At 64.7% G+C, this 26,127-nt stretch carries 19 protein-coding genes and 2 tRNA genes; 15 read left to right on the forward strand and 6 right to left on the reverse strand.

Annotated elements, in window-relative coordinates; all coding sequences use genetic code 11:
* Positions 1-29 precede the first annotated feature (29 nt).
* From topA to WD012_RS04220, 3 genes are read left to right on the forward strand one after another with little or no spacing between them, the layout of a single operon-like run.
* Positions 30-2,984, forward strand: a complete 2,955-nt coding sequence (topA, locus tag WD012_RS04210) for a type I DNA topoisomerase (RefSeq protein ID WP_339562516.1) — start codon at positions 30-32, stop codon at positions 2,982-2,984.
* Positions 2,984-3,679 (forward strand): dTMP kinase, encoded by a 696-nt coding sequence (tmk, locus tag WD012_RS04215; RefSeq protein ID WP_339562517.1) that lies wholly within the window; start codon positions 2,984-2,986, stop codon positions 3,677-3,679. Before topA ends, tmk begins: the two co-directional genes overlap by 1 nt.
* Positions 3,676-4,827 (forward strand): DNA polymerase III subunit delta', encoded by a 1,152-nt coding sequence (locus WD012_RS04220; protein ID WP_339562518.1) that lies wholly within the window; start codon positions 3,676-3,678, stop codon positions 4,825-4,827. Before tmk ends, WD012_RS04220 begins: the two co-directional genes overlap by 4 nt.
* 706 nt (positions 4,828-5,533) lie before the next feature.
* Here the strand turns inward: WD012_RS04220 and WD012_RS04225 are convergent.
* Positions 5,534-6,595: a LacI family DNA-binding transcriptional regulator gene (locus tag WD012_RS04225; RefSeq protein WP_339562519.1), complete on the reverse strand. Its 1,062-nt coding sequence runs from the start codon at positions 6,593-6,595 to the stop codon at positions 5,534-5,536.
* Positions 6,596-6,776: 181 nt separating this feature from the next.
* A complete protein-coding gene (locus tag WD012_RS04230) occupies positions 6,777-7,040 on the reverse strand; it encodes an HPr family phosphocarrier protein (protein WP_339562520.1) in 264 nt (87 codons plus the stop codon).
* Positions 7,041-7,300: 260 nt separating this feature from the next.
* On the opposite strand from WD012_RS04230, the gene ptsP reads away from it, so the two are divergent.
* From ptsP to WD012_RS04250, 4 genes are all read left to right on the forward strand, one after another.
* Positions 7,301-8,950 (forward strand): phosphoenolpyruvate--protein phosphotransferase, encoded by a 1,650-nt coding sequence (gene ptsP / locus WD012_RS04235; RefSeq protein ID WP_339562521.1) that lies wholly within the window; start codon positions 7,301-7,303, stop codon positions 8,948-8,950.
* A gap of 612 nt (positions 8,951-9,562) precedes the next feature.
* Complete coding sequence (locus WD012_RS04240) at positions 9,563-10,114, forward strand: YbhB/YbcL family Raf kinase inhibitor-like protein (RefSeq protein ID WP_339562522.1); 552 nt, start codon at positions 9,563-9,565, stop codon at positions 10,112-10,114.
* A 212-nt stretch (positions 10,115-10,326) separates the two neighbouring features.
* Positions 10,327-11,940: a C69 family dipeptidase gene (locus WD012_RS04245; protein WP_339562523.1), complete on the forward strand. Its 1,614-nt coding sequence runs from the start codon at positions 10,327-10,329 to the stop codon at positions 11,938-11,940.
* Positions 11,941-12,271: 331 nt separating this feature from the next.
* A complete protein-coding gene (locus tag WD012_RS04250) occupies positions 12,272-13,795 on the forward strand; it encodes a formate--tetrahydrofolate ligase (RefSeq protein ID WP_339562524.1) in 1,524 nt (507 codons plus the stop codon).
* A 101-nt stretch (positions 13,796-13,896) separates the two neighbouring features.
* On the opposite strand, the gene WD012_RS04255 is transcribed toward WD012_RS04250, so the two are convergent.
* On the reverse strand, positions 13,897-14,244 hold the full coding sequence (locus WD012_RS04255; protein ID WP_339562525.1) for a phenylpyruvate tautomerase MIF-related protein: 348 nt from the start codon (positions 14,242-14,244) through the stop codon (positions 13,897-13,899).
* Positions 14,245-14,400: 156 nt separating this feature from the next.
* Here WD012_RS04255 and WD012_RS04260 point away from each other — a divergent pair, with 156 nt between their 5' ends.
* Positions 14,401-14,937 (forward strand): GtrA family protein, encoded by a 537-nt coding sequence (locus tag WD012_RS04260; RefSeq protein WP_339562619.1) that lies wholly within the window; start codon positions 14,401-14,403, stop codon positions 14,935-14,937.
* 99 nt (positions 14,938-15,036) lie between these two features.
* Here WD012_RS04260 and WD012_RS04265 read toward each other — a convergent pair whose 3' ends face one another.
* Positions 15,037-16,392, reverse strand: a complete 1,356-nt coding sequence (locus WD012_RS04265; RefSeq protein ID WP_339562526.1) for an MFS transporter — start codon at positions 16,390-16,392, stop codon at positions 15,037-15,039.
* A gap of 301 nt (positions 16,393-16,693) precedes the next feature.
* Between WD012_RS04265 and WD012_RS04270 the strand changes: the two genes are divergently transcribed.
* From WD012_RS04270 to WD012_RS04290, 5 genes are all read left to right on the forward strand, one after another.
* Positions 16,694-17,353 carry a histidine phosphatase family protein gene (locus WD012_RS04270; protein ID WP_339562527.1) on the forward strand — a complete coding sequence of 220 codons (660 nt, stop codon included), beginning with the start codon at positions 16,694-16,696 and terminating at the stop codon, positions 17,351-17,353.
* A 33-nt stretch (positions 17,354-17,386) separates the two neighbouring features.
* On the forward strand, positions 17,387-18,256 hold the full coding sequence (locus WD012_RS04275) for a hypothetical protein (RefSeq protein WP_339562528.1): 870 nt from the start codon (positions 17,387-17,389) through the stop codon (positions 18,254-18,256).
* Positions 18,257-18,347: 91 nt separating this feature from the next.
* Positions 18,348-19,883: a glutamate--tRNA ligase gene (gene gltX / locus WD012_RS04280; RefSeq protein ID WP_339562529.1), complete on the forward strand. Its 1,536-nt coding sequence runs from the start codon at positions 18,348-18,350 to the stop codon at positions 19,881-19,883.
* Between the two features lie 217 nt (positions 19,884-20,100).
* Positions 20,101-20,173 (forward strand) — tRNA-Glu (locus WD012_RS04285).
* Positions 20,174-20,214: 41 nt separating this feature from the next.
* A tRNA-Gln gene (locus WD012_RS04290) sits at positions 20,215-20,289 on the forward strand.
* 271 nt (positions 20,290-20,560) lie between these two features.
* Here the strand turns inward: WD012_RS04290 and WD012_RS04295 are convergent.
* Positions 20,561-21,856, reverse strand: coding sequence for a metallophosphoesterase (locus WD012_RS04295; protein WP_339562530.1), 1,296 nt, complete (start codon positions 21,854-21,856; stop codon positions 20,561-20,563).
* An 866-nt stretch (positions 21,857-22,722) separates the two neighbouring features.
* Positions 22,723-23,490 (reverse strand): IclR family transcriptional regulator, encoded by a 768-nt coding sequence (locus WD012_RS04300; protein ID WP_339562531.1) that lies wholly within the window; start codon positions 23,488-23,490, stop codon positions 22,723-22,725.
* A gap of 207 nt (positions 23,491-23,697) precedes the next feature.
* Here WD012_RS04300 and leuC point away from each other — a divergent pair, with 207 nt between their 5' ends.
* Both leuC and leuD read left to right on the forward strand, forming a co-directional pair.
* Entirely contained in the window at positions 23,698-25,101 is a 1,404-nt protein-coding gene (leuC, locus tag WD012_RS04305; protein WP_339562532.1) for a 3-isopropylmalate dehydratase large subunit, read from the forward strand.
* Positions 25,102-25,227: 126 nt separating this feature from the next.
* Entirely contained in the window at positions 25,228-25,914 is a 687-nt protein-coding gene (gene leuD, locus WD012_RS04310; protein ID WP_339562533.1) for a 3-isopropylmalate dehydratase small subunit, read from the forward strand.
* Positions 25,915-26,127: the final 213 nt, after the last annotated feature.

Consider the following 26,127-nt stretch of genomic DNA (forward strand, 5'->3'; position numbering starts at 1 on the left):
CGTTCCGTAAGCAGTATTAAGGAGGGGCAATGGCAGCCGGCACCAAGCTTGTTATCGTGGAGTCTCCGACGAAAGCGAAGAAGATCGCGGGATACCTAGGGGATGGCTATACCGTGCTCGCATCGGTCGGCCATATCCGCGACCTCGCCCAGCCCAGCCAGGTGCCTGCCGCCAAGAAAGAGAAGTTCGGCAAGTTCGGTGTCGACGTCAATGACGGGTTCGAGCCGTATTACATCGTCGGCCCCGAGAAGAAGAAAACCGTCTCCCAGCTCAAGGAGGCGTTGAAGAACGCCGACGAGCTGTATCTGGCAACCGATGAGGATCGCGAGGGCGAGGCGATCGCATGGCATCTGGTCCAGACGCTCAAGCCGAAGGTCCCGGTCAGGCGCATGGTGTTCCACGAGATCACCCCCGAGGCGATCAAGGCCTCGCTGACCAAGACCCGGGATGTCGACGACCATATGGTGGACGCGCAGGAGACGCGTCGCGTGCTTGACCGCCTGTACGGCTACGAGTTGTCGCCGGTGCTGTGGCGCAAGGTGGGGCCGGGACTGTCCGCAGGCCGCGTGCAGTCGGTGGCCACGCGCCTGATTGTCGAGCGTGAACGCGAGCGCATGGCCTTCGTCAAAGCCCCGTACTGGGATGTCGTGGCGACTCTGTCCGCCTCGGGTGCCGAAGGCGAGCCAGTACGGTTCGATGCACGCATGATCCAGCTGGACGGCAAGCGGCTTGCCGCATCCAAGGATTTCGGTGCGGATGGCAAGCTCACACCGGCGGGGTTCGCCGACAATGTCTGCCAGTTGGATGCCGGCAGTGCGTCCACGGTCGCCCAGGCGCTGCGTGAGGCGCCGTTCACGGTGGAATCCATGGAATCGCGCCCCTACCGCAGGCGCCCGCTGCCCCCGTTCACCACGTCGACCCTGCAGCAGACCGCCGGCAACCGGCTCGGCATGAGCTCACGGCAGACCATGCGTGCGGCGCAAGGATTGTACGAGAACGGTTTCATCACGTATATGCGTACCGATTCGGTCACGCTGTCCCAGGAGGCCATCGCGGCGGCACGCCACGCCGTGGAATTCCATTTCGGAAGCAGGTACCTGTCCGACGCGCCGAAACAGTACGCGACCAAGACCGCAGGCGCGCAGGAGGCGCACGAATGCATCCGCCCGGCGGGCTCCAGTTTCCGAGATCCCGACGATGTGGCGCGCAAGGTGCCTGCGGACCAGGCGAAACTCTACCGGCTGATCTGGCAGCGCACCCTGGCATCCCAGATGGCTGACGCGACCGGTTCGACCGCGACCGTGCGCCTGAACGCGCCGACTGGCTCCCACGGCGACGCGGTGTTCCAGGCATCCGGCACGGTCATCGAATTCCCGGGCTTCATGCGCGCGACCGGCGAGGGCAAGCGGGCCGCACAGCCGGCTTCCACGGCCACGGACGGTGCCTCCGCGAAGAAGACGGCATCAGGCAAGACCGCCAAGGATGACGAGAACGTCTCCCTGCCGCCGATGCAGCCGGGGGACGTGCTTGCCGCCGACGATGTCAAGGCGGACGGCCATGAGACGCAGCCGCCGGCACGCTATACCGAGGCATCGCTGGTCAAGACCCTGGAAGCCAAGGAGATCGGCCGCCCGTCGACCTACGCGAGCATCATCTCCACGATCATCGACCGTGGCTACGTGTACGAGCGCGGCAGGGCGTTGATCCCGTCGTGGCTGGCATTCGCCGTGGTCAAACTGCTGGAGACGAACTTCCCTCAATACGTGGATTACCAGTTCACCGCAGATATGGAGAACGGCCTTGACCGCATCGCGCGAGGCAAGGAGACCGGCAAGGACTGGCTCACCCGGTTCTATTTCGGTTCCGGCGCAGGCGCGGCAACGAACGCGGACGAGGCACATGAGGGCCTGCAGCAGCAGGTCGCCCAGCTGGGCGACATCGACGCCCGCGCCATCAACACCATTGAGATCGGTGACGGGCTGCATGTGCGCGTCGGCCGGTACGGTCCGTATCTGGAGGATATGAACCATCTGGATGCCGAAGGCAACCCCAAGCGCGCCTCACTGCCGCCGACACTCGCCCCTGACGAACTGACGGTCGAGAAGGGCCATGAGCTGATCGAAAGCAACGCGGGCGGCCCGCGCGAACTGGGAACCGACCCGGCGACCGGCGGGATCGTCGAGGTGCGCAACGGCCGGTTCGGCCCGTACGTGTCCCTGACCATTCCGCAGCCCGAGCACGCCGATGCGGCCCAGGACGAGAAGCCGGGCACGCGCAAGGGCGGCAAGAAGACCACCGCGCCCAAGCCGAAGATGGCCTCGCTGTTCAAGTCCATGAAGCCCGAGAGCATCACGCTTGATCAGGCCCTGCAGCTGCTGAGTCTGCCCCGTACCGTCGGCACGGTCGAGGAGACGGATGCGAAAACCGGCGAGATCAGCCAGGCGGCCATCACCGCGAACAACGGCCGGTACGGCCCGTACCTGACCAAGACCGCCGCCGATGGCAGCACCGAGACCCGGTCGCTCGGCAGCGAAGACGAGATCTTCACCGTCGACGTGGCCAAGGCCAAGGAGCTGTTCGCCCAGCCGAAGTACGGCCGTGGACGCGGCCGCGGGACCGCCAAGCCGCCGCTGCGCGAACTCGGCAACGATCCGGACACCGGCAAACCGGTGACCATCAAGGACGGCTTCTACGGGGCGTATATCACCGACGGCGAGACCAACCGCACCCTGCCCAAGCAGTACACGCCGGAATCGATCGAGCCGCAGGAGGCCTTCCGCCTGCTCGCCGAGAAGCGCGCCGCCGGGCCGGCCAAGCGCCGCACCCGTCGCAGCGCCGCCAAGACCACGGCGAAGCGCACCACGGCCGAGAAGCGCGCCGCCAAGGGCAAGAGCACGGCGAAGAAGACCGCCGCCGGTACCTCGTCGACGTCCAGGACCCGCGCGAAACGCACCACGAAAACCACAGCCACAAAGGAGCAGTAATGACCGCACACGCCCCAGCAGGCCTGTTCATCTCCTTCGAAGGCGTTGACGGGGCGGGCAAGACTACGCAGGTCGAACGCCTGCGCGCGTACCTCACCGGCTGCGGCAGACGGGTCGTGGTGACCCGCGAGCCGGGCGGCACCGAGCTGGGCGTGCAGCTGCGACGGATGCTGCTGCACGGCGGCGATATCGCCCCGCGGACCGAAGCCCTGCTGTTCGCGGCCGACCGGGCGCAGCATGTCGCGCAGGTCATCGCCCCGGCGCTCGAACAGGGGGCAGTGGTCATCACGGACCGATACCTTGACTCGTCACTGGCCTACCAGGCCGGCGGCCGCGAGCTGACCGCCGACGATGTGCGCGACCTGAGCATGTGGGCGACCGGAGGATTGCTGCCCCAACGCACGTATCTGCTTGATGTCGACCCGACGGTCTCCCATCGCAGGCTCGCCCGCGGGGAAGACCGCATGGAGGCGGCGGGAGCGGATTTCCAGCGCCGTACGCGCGAGGAGTTCCTCAGGCTCGCCGCGGCTGACCCCAAGCGTTTTCTGGTCGTCGACGCGTCCGTGGGCATCGGGGATGTCTGGCACACCATCCAGGCCGATATCCGGACGCTTCTAGGGGCGGCATCTGGCCCTGCGGCTGCAATCCAGGCGGCAGACGCCGGCATACGGCAGACAGGGGAGCGCCGGTCATGAGCGTATGGGATTCGATTGTCGGGCAGCAGCCCGTGGTCAGCCAGCTGAGCGCCATCGCCGCCGGCGACCCCAAGGCCATCGCCCAATCATGGCTGATCTGCGGGCCCCCCGGATCGGGCCGCTCGAACGTCGCCAAGGCCTTCGCCGCGGCGCTGGAAAGCCCGGACCACGGGCTCGGCGAGGAACAGACGCGCGCCGCACATCTGGTACTTGCCGGAACACACCCGGACGTCACCGTCCTGTCGACCGACAAAGTGACCATCGGCATCGACGAGGTCCGCGAGCTGATCGGCGTATCCGAACAGATGCCAAGCATCTCGCCATGGCGCATCATCATCATCGAGGACGTCGACCGCATGCTCGAACGCACCACCAACGTGCTGCTCAAAGAGATCGAGGAGCCTTCGGAACACACCATCTGGCTGTTGTGCGCCCCGAGCGCCCAGGACGTGCTGCCGACCATCCGCTCACGCACCCGTATTGTGAACCTTGCCGTGCCCTCAAACCATGCGGTGGCCCGGTTCCTGGAAGAACATGACGGCGTGGAACCGGCACTGGCGGCACGCGCGGCACGGCTCGCCGAAGGGCATATCGGCATCGCCCGGCTGTATGCCAAGGACGACCAGGTGCTGGCCGACCGCGACGAACTCGTCGTCGGCGTGCTGGGCATGCGCCGGGCCTCGGACGCGGTGCTGCTCGCCGGCCGGCTCGCCGACAACGCCAAAACGCAGGCCCAAGCCGATGTCGACCGTCAAGCCGAGCGTGACGAGCGGGAATTCAGACGTGTCAACGGCTTGGGTGAGAAGGACCGCATTCCGCCCAAGCTGCGTTCCGCCTACCATGCAATCGGCAAGAAGGACGATCTCAAGCGCCGGGCCACCAGACGCTCGCGTGATGTGCTCGACCGCGCGCTGACCACCGTCGCCAGCATCTACCGGGATGTCGCCGTGCTGCAGAACAATGCCGATGACGCCGTCGGACTGGTGAACCTCGAGAACCGGACGGCGATCACCGAGCTGTCGGTCAGGCTCACGCGGCGTGACGCGGTACGCCGGATGGAGGACATCGCGGCCGCGCGTCGCCGGCTCGCTGGCAACGGCAATCCGCTGCTGGTGTTCGAGGCGCTGTTCTGCGCGCTGCTCGCCTAATCGGCCGCGTCGCCGGCATGCCGTCTGCCGGTGCGCCTTTTCCCGGACCGCCGGGTTCGGTTCCCGTTGCCGGTCCTTGATCCGCCCTGATCCTGCCCTGCCCGTGCAACCGCTGTTGCCGCGCTTCCTGCTCCTTGTGCCTCGCACCGCGTCACGGTACCTGTTCATGCGGTGGGTTTCGGGCGGCTGTCTTGCGGCTGTGGAGGGTTTCGGGGGCGCATCATAGGGCGGCATGCTTGCGTACCTGCTGAGAATCCCGGAATACCGGCGATTTGATGTGGGCGTGCGGGTCATGGGCCCGATTTGGCCTTGGTGTCTTTTCCACACGGTGCGGATTGGTGACCGGATGCACGGCCGTGGAGGCGACGATGTGCCCGCGACGCTCTGGAGGGAAGACGTCAGGTGCGGGAACCGCGGAATACCGGCGATTGGTTTCGCCGTGTCGGAGACAGCCTCGCATTGTGCCACGGTATCTGTTCCATACGGTGGGTTTCGGGTGGTCGTTTTGCGGCTGTGGGGCACTCCGGGGCATCCCGGGGCATCCGTGGCGGGGCGGGAAGGCCAGGGTCAGCCGGGAACCGCGGAATACCGCCGATCTGTGGTCTCTAGACAGGCAAGGTCCCCGGCTCGGCCCTCGGTATCTTTTCCACACGGTGGCAATCAGGCTTCGATATCATCGATACGGAGGACGCACCGGGGACGGGCGTCACACGTCCGCCGCTGCGCGAGTGGAGGCCCTCGCCATCAGCCGCCGCGGGAACGCCACGTGGCGGTGGAGTCGGGCGGGTGCCGCGGTGTCGGATACCGCGGCATGGGCGTTGCCGATCAGCCGCAGGCTCTCCGCGGCCATCTGCGGCAAGGGCGCACGCATCGCGGTCAGGGGAGGCGTGCAAGTCGCCGCCGTGGGACCGTCCTGCAGGCTGACGATCTGGACCTGCTCCGGCACGTCGATGGCCATCTGCTCCAGCGCGATAACCGCGCCGATTGCGGTATCGGCGGACGCGCAGATGATCGCCTCCGGACCGTCACCGGGCCGCAACCCGTCGAAGATCCGCATGGTGTCGGAAAAGCCGCGCTGCACCGTGCCGTCGGCGATGGTGATCCACGCACTGTCAGCGCGTGCATGGAGCAGATTGAGCGAGGATTGGAAGGCGAGCAGGGTCTCCGCCCCCTCGCTGGAATCGACCGCGTCGCTCAGATATGCGATGGTGTGTGCCCCGCGCTCGACGACGTGGGTGACCGCCAGTTCGGTCGAGGCGCCGTTGTCGATGCTGATCCAGTCATGCCGCAGCAGGTTGGTGGAGCCGAGCAGCTGGATGATGGGCGTATCCGTTGCCGCCAGACCACGCGCGAGGGACGCCCCGGAGTTCTGGTATGGCAGGACGATCATGCCGTCCGCGCCGTACCTGGCGAAGTCTTTGAGCCGCCGGTGCTGAGCGGCTGCGGTATTGTCGGTGGCGACCAGCAGTCGCATCCCGGCGTCGCCCGCCGCGTCGCTGAGCGCGCTGATGATGCCGGCGGCCAACGGATCGCGCATGGCCGGCATGGATAGGGCGATCGTGTTGCTGGTGTCGCTGCGTAGCGCGCTCGCCGCGCTGTTGGCGGCGTAATCGAGGTCGAGGGCGGCTTGGCGCACCCGCCTGGCGATATCGTCGTCCTTGGTTCTTTTGCCTGACAGGACGCGTGAAACGGTGGCGATGGAGACGCCGGCGAGGGCGGCGACATTGGTGATGGACGCGTTCGGCCGTGTGCCCCGTGTGGGTGTCATATGGTGCTCCAGTCGGTATGCGGTTCCGTGCGGCGGGCATATACGACGAACCGTCCCGGTGTGCTGCCGGGACGGTTCGCGACTCGCTGCCAGACGAGATGTGGAATAGGTCAAAGGTGCCGGTGGATAACCGGTTGTGGGGCGTGCCGTTGGTGCCGGCCCCATGGCGGCGATGCCGGGTTCAGGCCTTGGTGATCGTGGCTACGAGGCTGTCCGCGATGCTGTCCGCGTTCTCGCCGTCCACGGTGATCTCGATGGTGTCGCCCTGCTTGATGCCCAGGCCCATCACCGACAGGATGCTGCCGGCGTTGACCGGTGCGCCGCCCTGCTTGGCGATGGTGACCGCGCAGCCGGAAGCGGTTGCCGCCTGGGCGAATTCGGCCGCCGGACGGGCGTGGATGCCGACTGGGTCGTTGATGATTGCGGTACGGGTTGCGGTTGCCATGATGGACACTCCTTTGCGTCAGTCTACGTCATTCGATTGGGCGGTCGCGGTGGCTCCCGCCGCGCGTCATCACGGGTGTCATGACGCTACTGTTCAGCATAGCATATTTTTCCGAGGATGAGAAAACGTTTACCGGCGTTGCGTCGCGGATTTGTAGTATAAAGTTAGATGTGACAGAAAACGCATGCTTGCGATGAAGTGAGTATGTCAAGGACGGTTTCCGCTGACGGGAACTGCCGGCACTACGAAAAGGAGCCCTTATGATCATCACCGGTGTTGGTATTGGACGTGGCGTTGCAGTCGGTCCCGTCATCCGTATGGCGGCGCCGCTCCCCGAACCCTCCGATACCCCCAGGAACCCAGGCGTGAGCGCTGAAGCGGAGACCGACCGCGCGCTCAAGGCGCTCGATACGGTCAACGCCGACCTCAACCGTCGGGCCGAAGAAGCAGCGAACGGCGACGAAGCCACCAAGAAGGCCGCACCGATCCTGCAGGCCATCGCCATGTTCGCCTCCGACCCCTCACTCGCCGAATCCATCAAGAGCCTCATCTCCGGTGGCAAGACCGCCGAACGCGCCGTGCTGGAAGGCTTCGGCCAGGTAGAGGAGATGTTCAAGGCCATCGGCGGTTACCAGGCTGAGCGGGCGGCCGACCTACATGATGTCGGCCAGCGCGTCATCGCGGATCTCATGGGCCTGCCCGCCCCGGGCGTCCCGCAAAGCGACACGCCGTTCGTGCTCGTCGCCGAGGACCTGTCCCCGGCGGACACCGCGGCGCTCGACTTGGGCAAGACCCTCGCCATCGTCACCAGCCAGGGCGGCCCGACCAGTCATACCGCCATTCTGGCGCGCGCCCGCGGCATCGTGGCCGTGGTGTCCGCCCAGGGCGCGGATGACATCAAGGACGGGCAGACCGTCGTGGTCAACGCCGCGAAGAGCACGGTGATCGTCGACCCGAGTGAGGCCGAGATCGCCGAGGCACACGAGGCGAAGGCGAACGCCGCCAAGGCCAAGGAGCTGCGCGGCAAGCCCGGCCAGACCAAGGACGGCCATCTCATCCCGTTGCTCGCCAATGTCGGCAAGCCGGAGGACGCCGATCCGGCGCTCGAATACGGTGCCGAAGGCGTGGGCCTGTTCCGCACCGAATTCCTGTTCCTCGGCAACGAGGAACCGCCGAGCGTCGAGGAGCAGACCGAGGCGTACGCCAAGCTGCTGAGCCGCTTCCCCGGCAAGAAAGTCGTGATCCGCATGCTGGACGCCGGCGCGGACAAGCCGTTGCCGTTCCTGACCCCCGAGGACGAGCCGAACCCGGCGCTCGGCCTGCGCGGCCTGCGGACGCTGCGCGTGCACAAGAAGGTCCTCGAGGACCAGCTTGAGGCGATCGCGCGCGCCGACGCCCAGACCAACGCCGATCTGTGGGTGATGGTCCCGATGGTCGCCGACCAGTGGGAGGCCGACTACTTCGTCAAGCTCGGCAAGTCCAAGGGCCTGAAGAAGGTCGGTGTCATGGCCGAAGTCCCGTCGATCGCCCTGATGGCCGACAAGGTCGCCCAGGTCGCCGATTTCGTGTCGATCGGCACGAACGACCTGACCCAGTACACGCTAGCCGCCGACCGCACGCTCGGTTCCGTGGCCCACTACCAGACCGCATGGCATCCAGCGGTGCTGCGCGCCATCAAGCTGATCGCCGACGCGGGCAACGCGAACGGCATGCCGGTGGGCGTGTGCGGTGAGGCCGCGGCCGACCCGGATCTGGCGGTCGTGCTTGCCGGCATCGGCGTCAACTCGCTGTCCATGACCCCGGTCGCCCTGGATGACGTGCGCGCCCAGCTCGCTTCCGTCACCTTCGAGGAGGCCAAGCAGAAGGCCGCCGCGGCGCTCAACGGCGATTTCTACAAGCCGGCGGAGTGACCGCGGGCTGACGCGCTGAACACTCGGACGACACTCGGACGACACTTGGACGGCGCCCGGACGGCGCCCGGGTGGCACTCGGACGGGCCGGCTCCCTTGTCGGGAGTCGGCCCGTTGACTATGGCGCCGGCTCCATGCCATCGGCTCCATACCATGAGAATCAGCCACCGGAATCCATCGTATGGGAAAGCGACCGGCGTCCCGGGGCGTGCCGTTGGCGGATATCCTCCCGAAAACCGCGGGATTCCGCCATGCCCGTTCCGCCAGAATCCCCGAGTGTCGCTCCGTGCGGTCGGTATCCCTTCCACACGGTGCGGATCGATGCCTGATTGCGCTGGTGTGGAGGGGCTGGGGCCTCTTTCATGGTGGCGGTGCGGGACGCTCCGCCCCAGGACCCGCGGGATTCCGCCGTGCTCCCAATCGCCGACCGTGGGTCCCATGGCCATTCCCTCGGTATCCTTTCCACACGGTGCGGATCGCCCCGAGAAACCCCGACCATGGAACGCGAGTGGCCACAGACCGGCCCTGAAGCGTCCCCGGAACGCGGGCGCACGCAGCCAGCCCCGGCATGGCGCCCATCTCCACGTCACCACGATGCGCGATACTGGAGCCATGAGAATCTCCGCTGATTTTACCGTCGTCCCCGACGAGTTCGCCAAGCAGGCGCCCGCCGAGAACCGCGTGGACGGCACGCCCATCGTCTCCTTCCCGTTCTACATCGACGACCTCGCGCCGGATGCGATGTTCCTGCACTGGGAGCTCGTCGACCCCGACTCGATCCCGGTGTGCGGTTTCGAATGGATCCACTGGGCGGTCGCCAACGTGCCGGTCGACGCGCTGATGTTCGATTTCAACGATTCGCACGCCCTGCAGATTCCGGCCGACTTCTCCCGCACCCTGCCCGCGATGATCCCCGAGGCGGTGCAGGGCCGCACGTCGAACGCCGGCAAGTTCGTCGGTTCGACGAATCCTGCGGTGACCATGCGCTATAACGGCCCGCAGCCGCCGGACAAGGACCACGACTACCTGCTGCAGGTGTGGGCCACCCGCGAGGAGCTGCCCGGTTTGAATCAGGGATTCTGGCTCAACGAGATGCTGCACGGCCTGCGCAAGGCCGACAGCCTGGTCGACCAAGGCGGCGCATTCTTCACCGGCCGCGCCTGAGGCCGGCTCTTCAAACTGGCATGCGCATGCGGCCTGTCGTATGGGCCGCGTGACACAATGCGCTTGACGGAGCCGATTGATACCACCGAATCACCGGTTCAATTCGGTTCAACTGCGCGATTCCCGGCATCCCCGGCCATGTCATCCATGTGCGGCCGGACGGTCGGACACGCGCGAAGGCTTGGAAATTCGGCAAAACTGAAAGGAACACCATGGCCTGCACCACGATTTTGGTAGGTAAGGACGCGAGCTATGACGGCTCGACCATCATCGCCCGCAACGAGGATTCCGCCAACGGCGAATTCAATCCGAAGCGTTTCATCGTCGTTCGCCCGAGCGAACAGCCGCGGCATTACCGCAGCGTGCTCAGCCACGTCGAAGTCGATCTGCCGGACAATCCGTTGCAATACACTGCCGTGCCGAACGCCGACACCAAAGAAGGCATCTGGGGCGAAGCGGGCGTCAATGAGGCGAACGTGGCGATGAGCGCCACCGAAACGCTGACCACGAACGAACGCGTGCTCGGCGCCGATCCGTTTGTCGAACTCACCCCGGCCAAAGGCAAGCCCGGCGAGGACGGCTACGAGCCCGAAACCCCTGGCGGCATCGGCGAGGAAGATTTCCTGACCCTCGTGCTGCCGTACATCAAAACCGCCCGCGAAGGCGTCAAGCGTCTCGGCTCGCTGCTTGAGCAGTTTGGCACGTACGAGATGAACGGCGTCGCCTTCTCCGATTCGCATGAGATCTGGTGGCTGGAAACGGTTGGCGGGCATCACTGGATCGCCAAGCGCGTGCCCGATGAGGCGTATGTGACCATGCCGAACCAGCTGGGCATCGACGAATTCGATTTGGACGACGCCTTGGGCGACCAAGAAGAGCACATGTGCTCGGCGGATCTTGCTGAGTTCATCGAGCACAACCATCTCGACCTCGCCGTCGAATCGACCTCGCCGTTCAACCCGCGTGACGCGTTCGGCTCCCACTCGGATTCCGACCACGTGTACAACACGCCTCGCGCATGGTACATGCAGCGCTTCCTCAACCCGTATGACGAGGTGTGGGATGGCAAGGACGCGGACCATACGCCGGAAAGCAACGACATCCCGTGGGCCCGCCAGCCGGAGCGCAAAATCACCATCGAGGACGTGAAATACGTGCTCAGCTCGCATTATCAGGGCACGCCGTTCGACCCGTACGGGCATCTGGGCGACGAACACACCCGGCACATGTACCGCACGATCGGCATCAACCGTCAGAGCCAGCTGTCAGTCATGCAAATCCGCCCGTATCGTCCGCAGTCCAACCGTGCAATCCAGTGGATTGCCTACGGTTCTAACCCGTTCAACACGCTGGTCCCGTTCTTCCCGAACGTGGACACAACCCCGAAGTACTTCGAGGACACAACCACCCGCGTGACTTCCGAGAACTTCTACTGGGAGAATCGCATCATCGCGGCGCTGTGCGATGCGGCCTTCTCCGACACTGCGAACGCGGTGGAACGCTATCAGGAGAAGACCGGCGGCATGGCCCACCGTCTGATCGCCGCGACCGACGAGCAGGTGTCCCGTCTCGGCGGCGAGAACGAGGCGAAGGCCAGGCAGCTGGAGGACGAGTTCGAGGCGGACAATCTCGATGGCGATGTGGAGCCGCTCGAACCCGACCGGATCATCGAGGTCATGCGTGACCAGGAGGTGCGGGACGTGCTCGCCGCCGCGAACCAGACCATGGCCGACCAGATCAAGGAAGAGACCGACAAGCTGCTCGACACCGTGCTGTACATCACCAGCATGAAGATGAAGAACGGCTTCAACCGTTCCGACAACTGACCTACGGCCTGCCGCGGGAACGCCTCTGGAATGCCTTGGGTTTCCCGGCTGTGCCAGCCAACCCGCGTGTCTGCGGTGTGGATATGTCCACGCCGCCGGCATGCGGGTTTTCCCGTATCTGCCCTGTTCGCCGTAAGCGGTATCGGTTTTCCGGACAGCCCGGCGTTGCTGACAGGCCTATCGATTATAGTGAAGACGTGCGTAATGCGGGCTTGCGCATGGTTTCTTGCTTGTGGCTGTAGCATCGCGTCTACAGTGTGGACTTTGCCCGACCAGACTTGCCGTCGGCGGCCGCCGGCGGTGCAGTATCACCGACAGGTAAGGAGTCCCCATGACCGGTATCGAGGATTACACACGCCAGTACGGCTTGGTCCGCAAGATCGACGCGTACGGCTACCTCGACTATCTCAAGACGCATCCCGAAGCGCCGCGCAAGCACGGCAAGATCGTGCTCGTCACCGCCGATACGCCGTTGAAGGCGTCCCGCGGCGAAGGCAAGACCACCACCACCATCGCGCTGATCGACGCGCTGCGTGCCCGTGGCATCGACGCGACCGCCGTGCTGCGCCAGCCGAGCATGGGCATCACCGCGGCCGGTTCCAAGGGTGGCGCGTCCGGCGGCGGCAAGGCGTCCCTGACCCACCCGGAGCTCATCGACTGGGGTCTGTGCGGTGAGATGGCCGCGATCGAGGCGGCGCAGAACCTGCTCGTCTCCTTCGCCGAGAAGGCCGTGGACGAAGGCAAGCTCGACACCGTGCTCGTGCCGCGCGTCTCCGAGGTCCCGTCCCGCTCGCTGCGCAAGATCGTCGTCGACGCCGGCAAGAACAATGTCGCCGAGCGCGTGGTGCTCACCCCGACGTGCGAACTGATGCAGATTGTCGTGCTCTCCCGTTCCATGGACGAGATCGCCGAGCGTGTCGCCGCGATGATCGCCGGCACGAAGGACGGCAAGCCGGTCAAGTTCGGCGAATTCACCGATCTGTGGCGCATCACCGGCATTCTGGGCGATGCCGTCAAGCCGGCGCTCACCGAGACCGTCAACGGCTCGCCGGTGTATGTGCACGGAGGCCCGTTCGCGAACGTGTCCATCGGCATCCCGACGCTCGTGTCCGTCGAACTCGCCTGCGCGCTGCATGACGTTGTCATCGTCGAAGCCGGCTATGGCGCCGATGCGGGTGCCCAGAAGTGGCTGGATATCGCCTGCCGCGAGTACGGCGCGCAATGGCCGTCCGCCGCGGTCGTGGTCACCCGTGCCACCACCTGGCGTGACGACCCGGCCCTGCAATGGCGCTACCCGTTCCATGTGCAGCGTCTCGAGGGGCTGAACATCCCGACCTTCCCGCTGATCAACCTGTGGAGCGGCGAGGACGACCAGGTCGATTCGCTGCGCGCGACCGCGAAGGACCTGAAGTTCCGCGACCCGATCATCGGCAACCTGTTCCGTGATGGCGGTGAGGCGCTGGTCCCGCAGCTCGATGCATTCGTTGATGTGCTGGGTGTTGGCGACGGCAAGGCTCCGGCCAGCCCGGACAGCCACAAGGGCATGCCGCTGATCGATGACATCCGCTGGGTTGCAGGCAGTGCGTACGGTGTGCCCGCCGAGCGCGTCGTCAAGCGCGAGGGGTTTGACGAGTCGCTCGCCGAGGCCGGGCGGCTGTGCGCCGATGCCGGGTTCAGCCTGGATGATCTGGCGCTGGTCGCCGTGAAGTCACCGGCCACCATGACCGACAACGATTCGGCGCCTGCCGATGAGCGCACCGTGACCCTGAAGAAGGTCGAGGTGCACGCCGGTGCCGGCCTGGTACAGGTCAATCTGACCACCTCGCTGACCACGCCGATGCCGAAGATCGTCTGACAGCATGCAGCACATGCAGCGCATTCGACGTTGAATCGTAGGAGGCCCCGCGCACATCACGTGCGCGGGGCCTCCTACTGTCGGCGCTTGACGGGCGGATACTAGAAGTTCCCGCCGTTCCAACCCCAGTCCGTGGTGGCGGTGTAGCGGATGTACGTGCGGTCCATCGGGATGCCGAGCTCGCTGTCGAGCGCCTTCATGATCTGCTCGGTCAGCTGCTCCCACGCGCTGCGTGGCACGTCATTGCCGAACACGTTGACCTCCACGTATGCGGCGGGCTTGCTGTCGGAACCGCCGAAATAGATCGGCATATTGTCCTCGAACGGGCACATCAGCCAGCTCTCGGACTTGCCGGGGACGGCGGTGATGGCCTTGCCGTACGCGGTTTTCAGGGCTTCGCGCTGGCCGGGGGTGGTGGGGACGGAAACATGGGTGTGGATGACGGGCATGTGGACCTCCTTGGTGGATTGCGGATTCGTCGTTCCCATTCTACGTATGCGCCGGCGTCGTATCGTGTGCGTAGCGTATGGAAAGCGTACCGCACAGCAGACGGTCAGACATGGCGTGTTAAATGGAACATTGTGAAAAAACTCATCGAACAGCTTATGGGATTCGGAATCGTCGGCATCATCGCGTTCGTCATCGATTTCGGCCTGCTGAACCTGTTTGTCGGCGTCTTCCACATGCACAATGTGCTGGCGAGCACGCTGTCGTTCCTGATCTCGCTGATGTTCAACTATCTGGCGAGCATGAAATACGTGTTCAAGCACCGTGACGATATGGCGCGCTGGATGGAGATCGTGATCTTCTTCGTATCGTCCGCGATCGGCCTGTTCATCAATGACGCCATCATCTGGCTGAGCACCTACGGTATGAACAAGGACGCGATGATCACCCAGCATGCGCAATACCTGCTGCGCACCAACGGCGGCAAGCTGGTCGCCACCGTGGTGGTCGCCGTATGGAATTTCGTCATCCGCAAATGGCTGCTCGACAGCACGCATACGGACGCGTTCAACCGTCTGCGCAAGCCGGATGACCGGCTGACCGCCGAACAGCTTGAGCAGAAGCACTACAACAGTTTCGCCGGCCGTCTCGGCCGCTGGTCGCTGGAGCATACCCCCGAGGGCTGGCCGAAGTAATAGCCGAAGCAACGGCCAAGGCAATGATCAAGGCTGCAATCAAGGTCTGCCGCGAATCATATCGGGCGCATCCCAATGCGGGGTGCGCCCGATATGTGTTCAGACGGTGATTTCGGTCAGGGTCGGTGTCTCGGTGCTGTGCCTGATCTGCCGCAGGCCGATGAACGCGACCGCCAGCGAACCCAGCGCCAACGCGGTCACCACCAGGAACCCGCCATGCGCGCCCATGCGGTCGATGAATTGTCCTGCGATCGCCGACCCGGCGGACGAGCCGATGGAGTTCATCGCACCCATCCACGCCATACCTTCCGTGAACCGTGCCGGCGGCACCAGATGCAGCATGAGCTGGTTGCCGTTGATCCATGTCGGCGCCTGGCATACGCCGATCAGCAGGTAGATGACCATGATCGTCCACAGGTTGTGGGCGAACATGAACGAGCCGATGCCCAGATTGACGACCGCCAGGCAGAAGTAGAAGCGTTTCCACAGCGGGATCCGCCAGTTCTTGGCGCCGTAGAACAGCGCGCCGATCAGCGAGCTGAGCGAGAAGCAGGCGAACACGAAGCCCGTGTACTGCTTCATATGCTGCTCGGTGGCGAACGCGATGATCGAGATGCCTGCCGCCGACTGGAATGCGCCGAGCCCGAACCAGGTGACGCACACCGCCACCAGGCCGGCACTCCAGAACGCCTGGGAACCCGCCGTCTTGCCGGAGCCTGCCGTACCGGCGTCCGCCGCGCGCAGCCGGGCGGCCTCACGCGCCTCACGCTCACGGTACTGCGCCCGCGTCAGCCCGGCAGCCCGGGCCAGATCGGTCTGCGACGGCGGTTCCGTCGACCGTTCGGTCAGGAACATGAGCGCCCCGACCAGCACGCATACGCCGGTGAACGAGAACGCGAGCACGCCCGAAAGCACCGCAAGGGTCGAGGCGAGCGGATTGCCCACCACCCACATGCATTCGTCAAGCACGCCGGACAGCGACAGCGCCCGGTTGGTGCGTTCCGCATCTCCCCGCAGCAGGCGCGTCCACCGTTTGCGGCTCATCGCGCCCCACGGCGGGATGGCGGACATGAACGGCACGATGGCGTACAGCACCCATTCGGGGGCGTGTGAGGTGATGGCCGTGACCAGCGACATCGAGGCGATCATCCACACGACAATGGTCGGTACCGATACCTGGCGCTGGCCGAACCGGTCGACGAGCTTGCCCAGGATCGGCGAGACGATGGCGGTCGCGACCGCCTGGATCGCGGTCAGCGCGCCGGCGAGCCCGTAGTTGCCGTAATAATGCTGGACCGAAATGGTGATGGTCATGCCGACCATCGGGAACGGCATACACGCGATGACCGAGCCGATGGCGAAGCGTGCGGTGTGCGGCATGCGGAGCAGTTCGGCGTACCCGCCGAATACCCGTTGCCCGATATCCTTGATTCCTGCGGTGAAGGTGTTGCCCATCCGTGTCTCGTCTTTCCTCGTGCGTTCATCTCATGCGCGGCGTGCCGTGCCGGTTGGCGTGCGCTTCCGGCGTTGCGTGGTGATCATCCTGCCGGTCTGTGGTGTCCTGCTCCATTGTGGTCCGACGCCATAGTACCGTCTACTGAACCGGTACATCTGCTGGCGTGTCGGCTTTCTCACATCGGTATTGTGCTGTTTTTCCTTTCGCGGGCCCGCGCGCGGGCATGACACGCGGTACATTGGAATCAGCGAACCGCCTGCCACGCGAACCAGGCGTGGCCCAGTCACAGGAAGGCCAACCATGCCGGCAACCACCATCCATTTCATCCGCCACGGCAAGGTGTACAACCCCGACCATCTGCTGTATGAGCGTCTTCCCGGATTCCACCTGTCCACCACCGGCGCCCGCATGGTCCAGGCCACCGCCGACTACATCGCGCGCAGCCCGCAGATGACCACCGTCGCGGCCGTCTACTGCTCGCCGCTCGACCGCACCCGGGAAACCGCCGGCATTATCCTCGACACGCTGAACCGCACGCGAAACGAACGCGGCGAAGAACCACTCGAGCCGATCGCCGACGAGCGCATCATCGAAGCCGGCAACGAATTCCGCGGCACGCGCATCGGCCACGGCGAAGGGGCCCTGTGGCGCAACGGCAACTGGAAGCTCGTGCGCAACCTGTGGACGCCCAGCTGGGGGGAAAGCTACCGGCACATCGCCCAGCGCGTCGGCGAATTCGCCCAGGAAAAAGTCCGCCAGTACGCGGGACGCCAGATCATCGCAGTCAGCCACGAATCCCCGATCTGGTCCTACCGGCACCTGCTGGAAACCGGGCACCCCGAACACAACATGCTGCTGCGGCATACCGCCCTTGCCTCCATCACCTCCATCACTTTTGACAGCGACAGCGGCGACATGCTGTCCATCACCTATGTCGACCCGGCGAAAGATGTACGCTAGGGCGTAAAGCGCAGGCACAAGCAAAGGAGCATGATGAGCGCAGCGGATGAACCGGAACGCACAGCGGCCACGGCAACCCGGATCGGGCGGGTATCGGCCATGCCCGGTGTGCTCGCCGCGGCACAGGAAGGCGCGAAACTCGTCGCCCTGTGGCCGCTGACCAAAGCCAGCGAACTCGGCAACGACGCGAAATACGCGGAAAACCTGCAAGTCAGGCAGACCCGCGCCATCGCCGCCGCACTGACCGGCGAGCGCGTCACCATAGCCGACGCCGAATACGTGTACGAAGGCGCCGAAAGCATCCCCGGCCGCCCCCAGGGCATCGTGGACGCCCTGCTCGCCGCGAACGCCGCATGCGACGCGATGGCCGACTACTCGCAGACCCAGGACCCCCGGCTGCTCGCCCAAGCCGGCACCGAACTCGGCCTGACATGGGATGACACGACGCTCGCACCGTGCCGTCAGGCGCTCGCCGCCATCGAGGCCGGGCATGGCGGCGAATCCAGCCTCGACCGGCGCATCGCCCGGAGCCTGGCGGCGGTGATCGTGGCTGCCGACGGTATCCTGCGTGCCGTGGCGACACCTGCCATCGCCGACATCATCGCCGTCGTCCTCGCCGCTGACGAACTCTGCGAAACCCTCTCCATCCCCCGGTTGTTCCTCGCCGAAGACGCCCTGCAATCAGTGCGTACGATATACGCCGGCGACGCAATCGCAGGCGACACGGCTGCGACGCTGCCTGCGCTCGCCGGCATCCTCGCCCCGGCGGCCCGCAAGGAATGGACGAAACATACCGAGGATGTCCTGTGGGATCCAGAGGAAGCCAAACGCCAGGCCAAGGCGGATGACGAACGCCGCAACCGCGAGGCGCTCGCCGCGAAATTCTCCAAGCCCGCACAGTGACGGCGCAGTGACGGCGCAGTGACGGCATGTGGTGCCACAACCCGGCATGGCCGCGGGCGCCACGTCCCTCACGCGCGGCACAATAGAGCGTATGACCGAAGCTGACAACAAAGAAAGCAAGGATACCAAGCCCGAGCTGCCGAAGGACGTGCGCGTGCGCTTCTGCCCGTCGCCGACCGGCACGCCGCACGTGGGCATGGTCCGTACCGCCCTGTTCAACTGGGCGGAGGCTCGCCACACGCACGGCACCTTCGTGTTCCGCATCGAGGACACCGACGCGCAGCGCGATAGTGAGGAAAGCTACAACCAGATCCTCGACGCGCTCAAGTGGCTGCATATCGACTGGGACGAGGGCATCGAGGTCGGCGGCCCGGACGGCCCATACCGCCAGTCCGAGCGCACGCAGATCTACAAGGACGTTGCCGCCAAGCTGCTCGAGGCTGGGTACGCCTACGAATCGTATTCGACGCCTGAAGAGATCGAGGCCCGCAATGTCGCCGCCGGACGCCCGAAGGCCTTTGGCTATGACGGCTACGACCGCAACCTGACCGAAGAGCAGAAGGCCGCTTTCCGCGCCGAGGGCCGCAAGCCGGCGCTGCGCATCCGCATGCCCGACGAGGACATCGCCTTCGACGACCTGATCCGCGGGCGCATCGAGTTCAAGGCCGGGTCCGTGCCGGATTACGTGATCGTCCGTCCGAACGGCGACCCGCTGTACACGCTCACCAACCCGGTGGACGATGCGATGATGCGCATCAACGTCGTGCTGCGTGGCGAGGATCTGTTGAGCTCCACCCCGCGCCAGATCGTGCTATACCGGTATCTCATCAAGCTCGGCATCGCGAAGGAAGTCCCGCTGTTCGGCCACATGCCGTACGTCATGGGCGAAGGCAAGAAGAAGCTGTCGAAGCGCGACCCGGAATCCAACCTGTTCCTGCATCGCGAGAACGGCTTCATCCCCGAAGGCCTGCTCAACTATCTCGCCCTGCTCGGCTGGTCGATCGCGCCCGACCGTGACGTGTTCTCGATGGACGAGATGATCGAGAAGTTCGACGTGCGTGACGTCAAGGCGAACCCCGCCCATTTCGACCTGGACAAGGCGATTTCGATCAACGCGGAGCATATCCGCATGCTCGAGCCGCAGGACTTCCTCAACCGTTCCGTGCCGTACCTGCACCGCGACGGCGTGGTGTCCGCCGACAGCTGGGACGCCCTGACCGACCGTGAGCGCGCGATTCTCGCCGCCGCCGCCCCGCTGGTGCAGCCGCGCGTGCGCCTGCTTGGTGAGGTGTCCGGCATGGTCGGCAGCCTGCTGAGCGAGGAGCCGTACATCGAGCCCGCTGCGGATGCGCGCAAGACGCTCAAGGATTCCGCCGGCGACGTGCTTGACCAGGCGATCGCCACGCTCGAGGCCGTGGACGAGGCCGATTGGAAGGCCGAGCCGCTGCATGAGACCCTGAACAAGGCGCTGATCGAGGATGCCGGTTACAAGCCGCGTCTGGCATTCGGTCCGGTGCGTGTCGCCGTGTCCGGCCGTCGTGTGTCCCCGCCGCTGTTCGAGTCGATGGAGATCATCGGCAAGCCGGTGACGGTGGCTCGGCTCAAGGGGCTGCGCGAGCATCTGTGATGTCTGTACGCGAGGCTTGGTGCGGGCGGTGGATGCGGTAGATACCGAGACTGGCGCTGAGTCCTTGTAACAGCAGCGATTGAGCGGTCTGGAGCGTGATGTTCCAGACCGCTTTCGTATTTCGACACGCCGATGAGGTCGGGCGATTTGCGTGGCGCAAGTATCCGCTGTATATTATTCAACTGTTGCGTCGAGAGACGTAAACAGATAACTAAACGCCCCCGTCGTCTAGCGGTCTAGGACTACGCCCTCTCACGGCGCCAACACCGGTTCAAATCCGGTCGGGGGTACGACCGACGAAGCAGTTCCAAGAGCTGCGGCGCCTGCCAATTGGGGTATGGTGTAATTGGCAACACAGGTGATTCTGGTTCATCCATTCTTGGTTCGAGTCCAGGTACCCCAGCCAACGGGAAGCCACCGCGAGAGCGGTGGCTTTTCTCGTATCCGACCGGATTCCGGGGCTGTAGGCCGACGTGCGTGTCCGACGGACTACATGTTCGACGGACTACATGTGTGTCCGACAGGGCGCCCACGGCATACAGACGCGGTGACCTTCTGCCGACGCTTACCGGTGTCTCAGCGTCGGTAGAAGCGGTGTGACGATCTTCTGCCGACGCTGGGCGTGTTGTGAGTGTCGGTGGAGGCTGTTCGTCGCCCCCCTTGAGCCCGGGCAAGGATCAATGCCTGCTGCCAGAACGCTTGCGCAGCGCGCGTCGTAAGCGTTCGAACCATCCGGGTCGTCGCAGCAGGTCCATGGATTCGCCGATCTGGTCCGCCTCGCTTGAAATAGCGAACGTGTACGTCTTATGCGAGTTGGGTTTGCCGACCAGGTCACCGAATTCGAGCAGCTGCGTGCGCGGATGGTACGGGTGGCGGATATCGAATTCGAACAGTCTCGCGGCCACGCGTGTGGGGGCCGGGCCATACGACCCGAACCCGCAGGTCGGGGAGGCGACCATCAGCATGTCATCAATGCCGCCCGCGAAACCATTGCGATGGTCGTGCCCAGCGGAAATCGCGAAATACCGGTTCTCCTTCGCGAGAATCCCGTATTCGCCGCTGTCGGTGTCCGGGCAGCTTACGCCCTCGCCAAGGTAACTGCCTGGCAGGGTCTTGTCCTCGTCCAGAACATAGCTGTGCCCGGAGAACACGCGGTATCCCTCTACGGCGTGCGCCGCGTTCGGGGGCACCGACTTGAGCAGCCGGTAATACTGCGGTATGGGGAAATGCTGGAACACCATCATGCGCGTGTGCAAAACGCCGGGCATGAGGTCAAGAAAATCCAACGCCGCTTGTGAAGGCGAACCATAACCGCCGGAACGGGCGTAATCACCGGAATCCACCACGGCGAGTGCCAGCACCGTGCGTTTGCGTTCCACATCCATGACCGGCATGGCGAGCGTACCTGCCTCGCAGGGGTAGATGCGTTGATCGGGAAGCCCGGAGCTGGGGCGGGTGCGAGGCAAATCGGGCCGAGACGCGGTGGACTCCACGTTGAGGCACCCGGGAAACTCCCGGTAGATGGCGTCCATCTCCTCGCGACTCAGCCCGCACTGGCTGTCATGGTTGCCGTACGTGGCCACCCATGGGATGCCACGGTCGATCAGAGGTTGGAGGAATTCTCCGATGCTTTGGCGCACCAGATCGCGCGTGTGGTCAAGCTGCTCGCGGCTCGCCTCGTTCTGCCGTATGCGCTCGAGCGGGGTACGCCACCGGCGTTTGCGGAACGTGTCGGCGTATGCACTGTCGTACCCGGCGATCTGGTTGCCGGTGAAGATCACGATATCCGGACGCGCGGCATCCGCGGCCGCGGCGATCAGGCGTATCGTATCGCCGGAGACTTTCGGGCCGTCCTGGATATCGGAAAGCTGCAGGACGCGGAATTTGCCGGATTCATGGAATTGCAGGCGTCCCAGACGCGCGGATACGGATACCGGCCGGTGCCGGCCGTCGGGGCGTTGCTTGTCGATCATACTGCCAACAGTAGTGCACGATTGCGTGGAATGCACAGCCGGGCGGAGGTGCGGGTGGACAGGTAGCGGGCCGCAGACATGAAGCTGGGAACTCTCTTGCATGCAACTGGACAATCTGCCATGCGATTGCAAGAAGACCCCCAGCGACACCCATCGTTGCGCCAAGCATCGGCTGGTTATATAGGAGTCACCGGCAAGCGGAACCCCTCCGGAGCGACGCGAACCGGCGAGGTTTCGCCCGAAGCCCCATAACTATAATTGAACCCTTCTTCTTCTCTCTTCTCTCCTTTGGCCCCGGCGGAAACGCCGGGGTTTCTTTTTGCCGGGGCTGTCGGCGACGGTAAGGCCCGGCAGCCCCCCCTCTTTTCCCGCGCGGCCTTGCTGATGCCGGCGGATTTTCCGGTATCTGTTCCATACGATGCAGTTCGGCCGGGCACTTTGCCGGTGTGGAGCGGCGCGGCGGTCGCGCAACGGCGGACGATGACACGGAACCGCTGAATATCAATGGTGCGTGTTCTCCGGAACCCCGTGGTTCGGCCAAGATGCCCACGTATCGGCTCCGTACTCAAGGAATCGGCACGTGAACTCGCAGGTGTGGAGGGTCTGGAACGCGATGCGACTGCAACCATGATCGGGCATGCCGTTCACATCCGCATAATAGAGCCGATTCGTCTTATCGCCGGATTGCGGCCCAACCCGATGCCCCCGGTATCCTTTCCTCACCGAGCGGATTGGCAGCCAATCTACGCGATACGGGAATAGCAACACCCGCCCTGCGTCGGTGCAACCGGCCCATGACGGGTGAACATCCGCCCCGCAGTCCCAGAAGGAACGCAGAGACTACAGAGACGCGAAAGCGTGACAGCTCAGCGCTCGCCGCTGGCGCGCAGCAGGGCGTCGGTGAGGTATTTGCCGGCGGCCATTACGAGCGGAGCATACCGGCGGCCCGGGGTGGTGCCCATGCGGCCGGTCGGCCCGGAGATGGAGATCGCGGCGATGACCTGGCCGGAAGGATTGCGGATCGGCGCGGAGATGGAGCATACGCCGTCTTCGCGTTCGTTGACCGATTCCGCCCATCCGCGTTTGCGTACGGCGGCAAGCTTGGCGGCAGTGAATTTCGCGTGTCGCAGGCCCTGGTGCAGGCGCTCCGAATCCTCCCACGCGAGCAGGATCTGCGCGGCGGACCCGGCTTCCATGCTCAGCAGCGCCCCGACGGGGATGGAGTCGCGCAGGCCGCTGGCACGTTCCACGGCGGCGATGCACACGCGCTGGTCGCCCTGGCGGCGGTAGATTTGCGCGGATTCGCCGGTGCGGTCAAGCAGAGTCTGCAAAATCGGGCCGGATGCGGTAAGCAGGCGGTCTTCGCCGGCAGCAGCGGCAAGTTCGGCGAATCGTGACCCGAGGACGAAACGACCATGCTGGTCACGGATCACGAAGCGGTGACGCTCCAGGGCGATGGCCAGACGATGCGCGGTCGGGCGCGCGAGCCCGGTCTCGTTGACCAGCTGGCCGAGAGTGGCAGGCCCGGATTCGAGTGCATCCAATATTTTGACTGTTTTGTCAAGTACCCCGACCCCGGAATGGATGTCGCCGTCGGATTGCTGCGACTGATTCTGGTCGAGGTTAGGACCCATGAAATCCTTGGTATCAAAGCGTTCTGGTCCTACGGGGACGCGTATTGCGGAAGAAGTCATATTCCGGATTATGCCATCTCACATATCGAAACGCAAAAGCAGGCGCACGCCGAAAACCGACATAGTGGAGTACAGAGGGCCATGTGGAGACGCATGGCTGAAGTAATTTTAGGGCGAAAACGTTGAAATTCCGCCAAAGGAGACAGTATGGGAACCACACTGGCCGAAAAGGTATGGGCTGACCATCTCGTACGGCAAGGCGAAAACGGCGCGCCGGATCTGATTTACATCGACCTCATGCTGATGCATGAGGTCACCAGCCCGCAAGCGTTCGAGGGGCTTCGTCTCGCGGGCCGCAAGCCGCGTCACACCGATCTGCTGATCGCGACCGAAGACCACAACACGCCGACCGTTGACATCGACCGTCCGAACCCGGACAAGACCTCCGCGCTTCAGCTGAGCACATTGGAGAAGAACTGCAAGGAATTCGGCGTGCGGTTGCACCCGCTCGGCGATGCCGACCAGGGCATTGTGCACGCCTTCGCGCCTATCCTGGGCCTCACCCAGCCGGGCATGACCATCGTGTGCGGCGACTCCCACACCTCCACGCACGGCGCGTTCGGCGCCCTCGCATTCGGCATCGGCACCTCCGAAGTCGAGCACGTGATGGCCACGCAGACGCTGTCGCTCAAGCCGTTCAAGACCATGGCCGTGAACATCGAGGGCGAGCTGCCCAAGGGCGTGAGTGCCAAGGACATCATCCTCGCGATCATCGCGAAGATCGGTACCGGCGGCGGTCAGGGCCACGTCATCGAATACCGCGGCGAGGCAATCCGCAAGCTGAGCATGGACGAGCGCATGACCATCTGCAACATGTCCATCGAGGCGGGTGCCCGCGCCGGCATGATCGCCCCCGACGAGACGACCTTCGAATACCTGAAGGGCCGTCCGCACGCGCCTGAAGGCGAAATGTGGGACAAGGCGGTCGCCTACTGGAAGACGCTCAAGACCGATGACGACGCCGTATTCGACAAGGAAGTGACGCTCAACGCCGCCGATCTGACGCCGTTCGTCACGTGGGGCACCAACCCCGGCCAGGGCGTGCCGATCACCGGCAATGTTCCGGTGCCGGAGGACATCGCCGACGCCGAGCAGCGTGCCGCCGCCCAGTCCGCCATTGAATACATGGGTCTGAAGCCCGGCCAGCCGATGAAAAGCATCCCGGTGGACACGGTGTTCATCGGCTCGTGCACCAACGGCCGCATCGACGACCTGCGTACCGCGGCGAAGATCATGAAAGGCCATCATAAGGCCGATTCCATCCACCGTGTGCTCGTGGTGCCCGCATCCTCCCGCGTGAGGCTCGAGGCCGAGCGTGAAGGGCTCGACAAGATCTTCAAGGATTTCGGTGCGGAATGGCGCAACGCCGGCTGCTCGATGTGCCTGGGCATGAACCCGGACAAGCTGGTGCCGGGCGAACGTTCGATTTCCACGTCAAACCGTAATTTCGAGGGCCGCCAAGGCAAGGGCTCGCGCACGCATCTGGCGTCGCCCGCCGTTGCCGCCGCCACGGCGATCCGCGGCACGATCTCCAGCCCCGAGGACCTGTAATCCGCCAATTCCACGCCGAACAGGCTGAATAACCTAAGACGCAAAAACGCGCAATCCGGCCGCCGACAACACGCCCGCGGCCGGTGAAGGCCGGCAGACAGGCTCCGGCCGATGAAAGGAATCGTTATGGAAAAGCTGACCGTGGTGACCGGAACCGGCGTTCCGCTCCGCCGCTCGAATGTGGACACCGACCAGATTATCCCCGCCGTGTTCCTCAAGCGGGTCAAGAAGACCGGCTTCGAGGACGCGCTGTTCTACGCGTGGCGCCGCGACCCCGATTTCGTGCTCAACCGCCCCGAATACAAGCAGGGCAAGATCCTGGTCGCCGGCCCGGATTTCGGCATCGGCTCGTCGCGTGAACACGCGGTGTGGGCGCTGCGCGACTACGGTTTCCGCGTGGTCATCTCCTCCCGCTTCGCCGACATTTTCTACGGCAACACCGCGAAGAACGGCGTGCTGGCCGCGATCATGCCACAGGAAAGCATCGAGCTGCTGTGGAAGCTGCTCGAAGAGGAACCCGGCCGCGACATGACCGTCGATCTGGGTGCGCGCACTGTGACCTGCGGTGACGTGACCCTGCCGTTCGAGGTGGGCGACTACGTGCGCTGGCGCCTGATGAACGGCTACGACGACATCGATCTGACGCTTCAGCATGAGGATGACATCGTCGCCTACGAGAAGATGCGCGCCGAGAAGTTCCCGTTCAAGCCGAAGACCCTGCCGGCCAAGCACTGGGCGGACGTGCCGATCCAGTCCGCGCGCGAGCCTGAGGAGGCCAAGCCGTGGGCAGGGCCGATTGGTAGCCGGGAGTAGTCGGGCATACGGTATTCGCTGTTGGCCGCGGAATCCACACGGGTTCCGCGGCCTTTTGCGTTGTATGCGCGGATGACAGAATGCGTGATTACTGGCGCATTGCAGACGGCCGGTTATGGGAATCCAGCGGATACGGTCATCTCTGGGGTGCCGCTCCCGCCGGGCTTCAGGAATCACCGGGGCGGAAACCAACGTCCGTTCGCTGTTGACGAT

Source organism: Bifidobacterium thermophilum (assembly GCF_037482445.1).
In the GTDB taxonomy this organism is placed as follows: Bacteria; Actinomycetota; Actinomycetes; order Actinomycetales; family Bifidobacteriaceae; genus Bifidobacterium; species Bifidobacterium thermophilum_B.

What these genes read in the sequence shown, in the direction of transcription:
- gltX (WP_339562529.1), top strand. Translation starts at nt 18,348, where the DNA reads ATGACCGAAGCTGACAACAAAGAAAGCAAGGATACCAAGCCCGAGCTG.
- WD012_RS04225 (WP_339562519.1), bottom strand. Translation starts at nt 6,595, where the DNA reads ATGACACCCACACGGGGCACACGGCCGAACGCGTCCATCACCAATGTC.
- WD012_RS04270 (WP_339562527.1), top strand. Translation starts at nt 16,694, where the DNA reads ATGCCGGCAACCACCATCCATTTCATCCGCCACGGCAAGGTGTACAAC.
- leuD (WP_339562533.1), top strand. Translation starts at nt 25,228, where the DNA reads ATGGAAAAGCTGACCGTGGTGACCGGAACCGGCGTTCCGCTCCGCCGC.
- WD012_RS04275 (WP_339562528.1), top strand. Translation starts at nt 17,387, where the DNA reads ATGAGCGCAGCGGATGAACCGGAACGCACAGCGGCCACGGCAACCCGG.
- WD012_RS04245 (WP_339562523.1), top strand. Translation starts at nt 10,327, where the DNA reads ATGGCCTGCACCACGATTTTGGTAGGTAAGGACGCGAGCTATGACGGC.
- leuC (WP_339562532.1), top strand. Translation starts at nt 23,698, where the DNA reads ATGGGAACCACACTGGCCGAAAAGGTATGGGCTGACCATCTCGTACGG.
- WD012_RS04220 (WP_339562518.1), top strand. Translation starts at nt 3,676, where the DNA reads ATGAGCGTATGGGATTCGATTGTCGGGCAGCAGCCCGTGGTCAGCCAG.
- tmk (WP_339562517.1), top strand. Translation starts at nt 2,984, where the DNA reads ATGACCGCACACGCCCCAGCAGGCCTGTTCATCTCCTTCGAAGGCGTT.
- WD012_RS04300 (WP_339562531.1), bottom strand. Translation starts at nt 23,490, where the DNA reads ATGGGTCCTAACCTCGACCAGAATCAGTCGCAGCAATCCGACGGCGAC.
- WD012_RS04260 (WP_339562619.1), top strand. Translation starts at nt 14,401, where the DNA reads ATGGGATTCGGAATCGTCGGCATCATCGCGTTCGTCATCGATTTCGGC.
- WD012_RS04255 (WP_339562525.1), bottom strand. Translation starts at nt 14,244, where the DNA reads ATGCCCGTCATCCACACCCATGTTTCCGTCCCCACCACCCCCGGCCAG.
- ptsP (WP_339562521.1), top strand. Translation starts at nt 7,301, where the DNA reads ATGATCATCACCGGTGTTGGTATTGGACGTGGCGTTGCAGTCGGTCCC.
- topA (WP_339562516.1), top strand. Translation starts at nt 30, where the DNA reads ATGGCAGCCGGCACCAAGCTTGTTATCGTGGAGTCTCCGACGAAAGCG.
- WD012_RS04295 (WP_339562530.1), bottom strand. Translation starts at nt 21,856, where the DNA reads ATGATCGACAAGCAACGCCCCGACGGCCGGCACCGGCCGGTATCCGTA.
- WD012_RS04265 (WP_339562526.1), bottom strand. Translation starts at nt 16,392, where the DNA reads ATGGGCAACACCTTCACCGCAGGAATCAAGGATATCGGGCAACGGGTA.
- WD012_RS04250 (WP_339562524.1), top strand. Translation starts at nt 12,272, where the DNA reads ATGACCGGTATCGAGGATTACACACGCCAGTACGGCTTGGTCCGCAAG.
- WD012_RS04240 (WP_339562522.1), top strand. Translation starts at nt 9,563, where the DNA reads ATGAGAATCTCCGCTGATTTTACCGTCGTCCCCGACGAGTTCGCCAAG.
- WD012_RS04230 (WP_339562520.1), bottom strand. Translation starts at nt 7,040, where the DNA reads ATGGCAACCGCAACCCGTACCGCAATCATCAACGACCCAGTCGGCATC.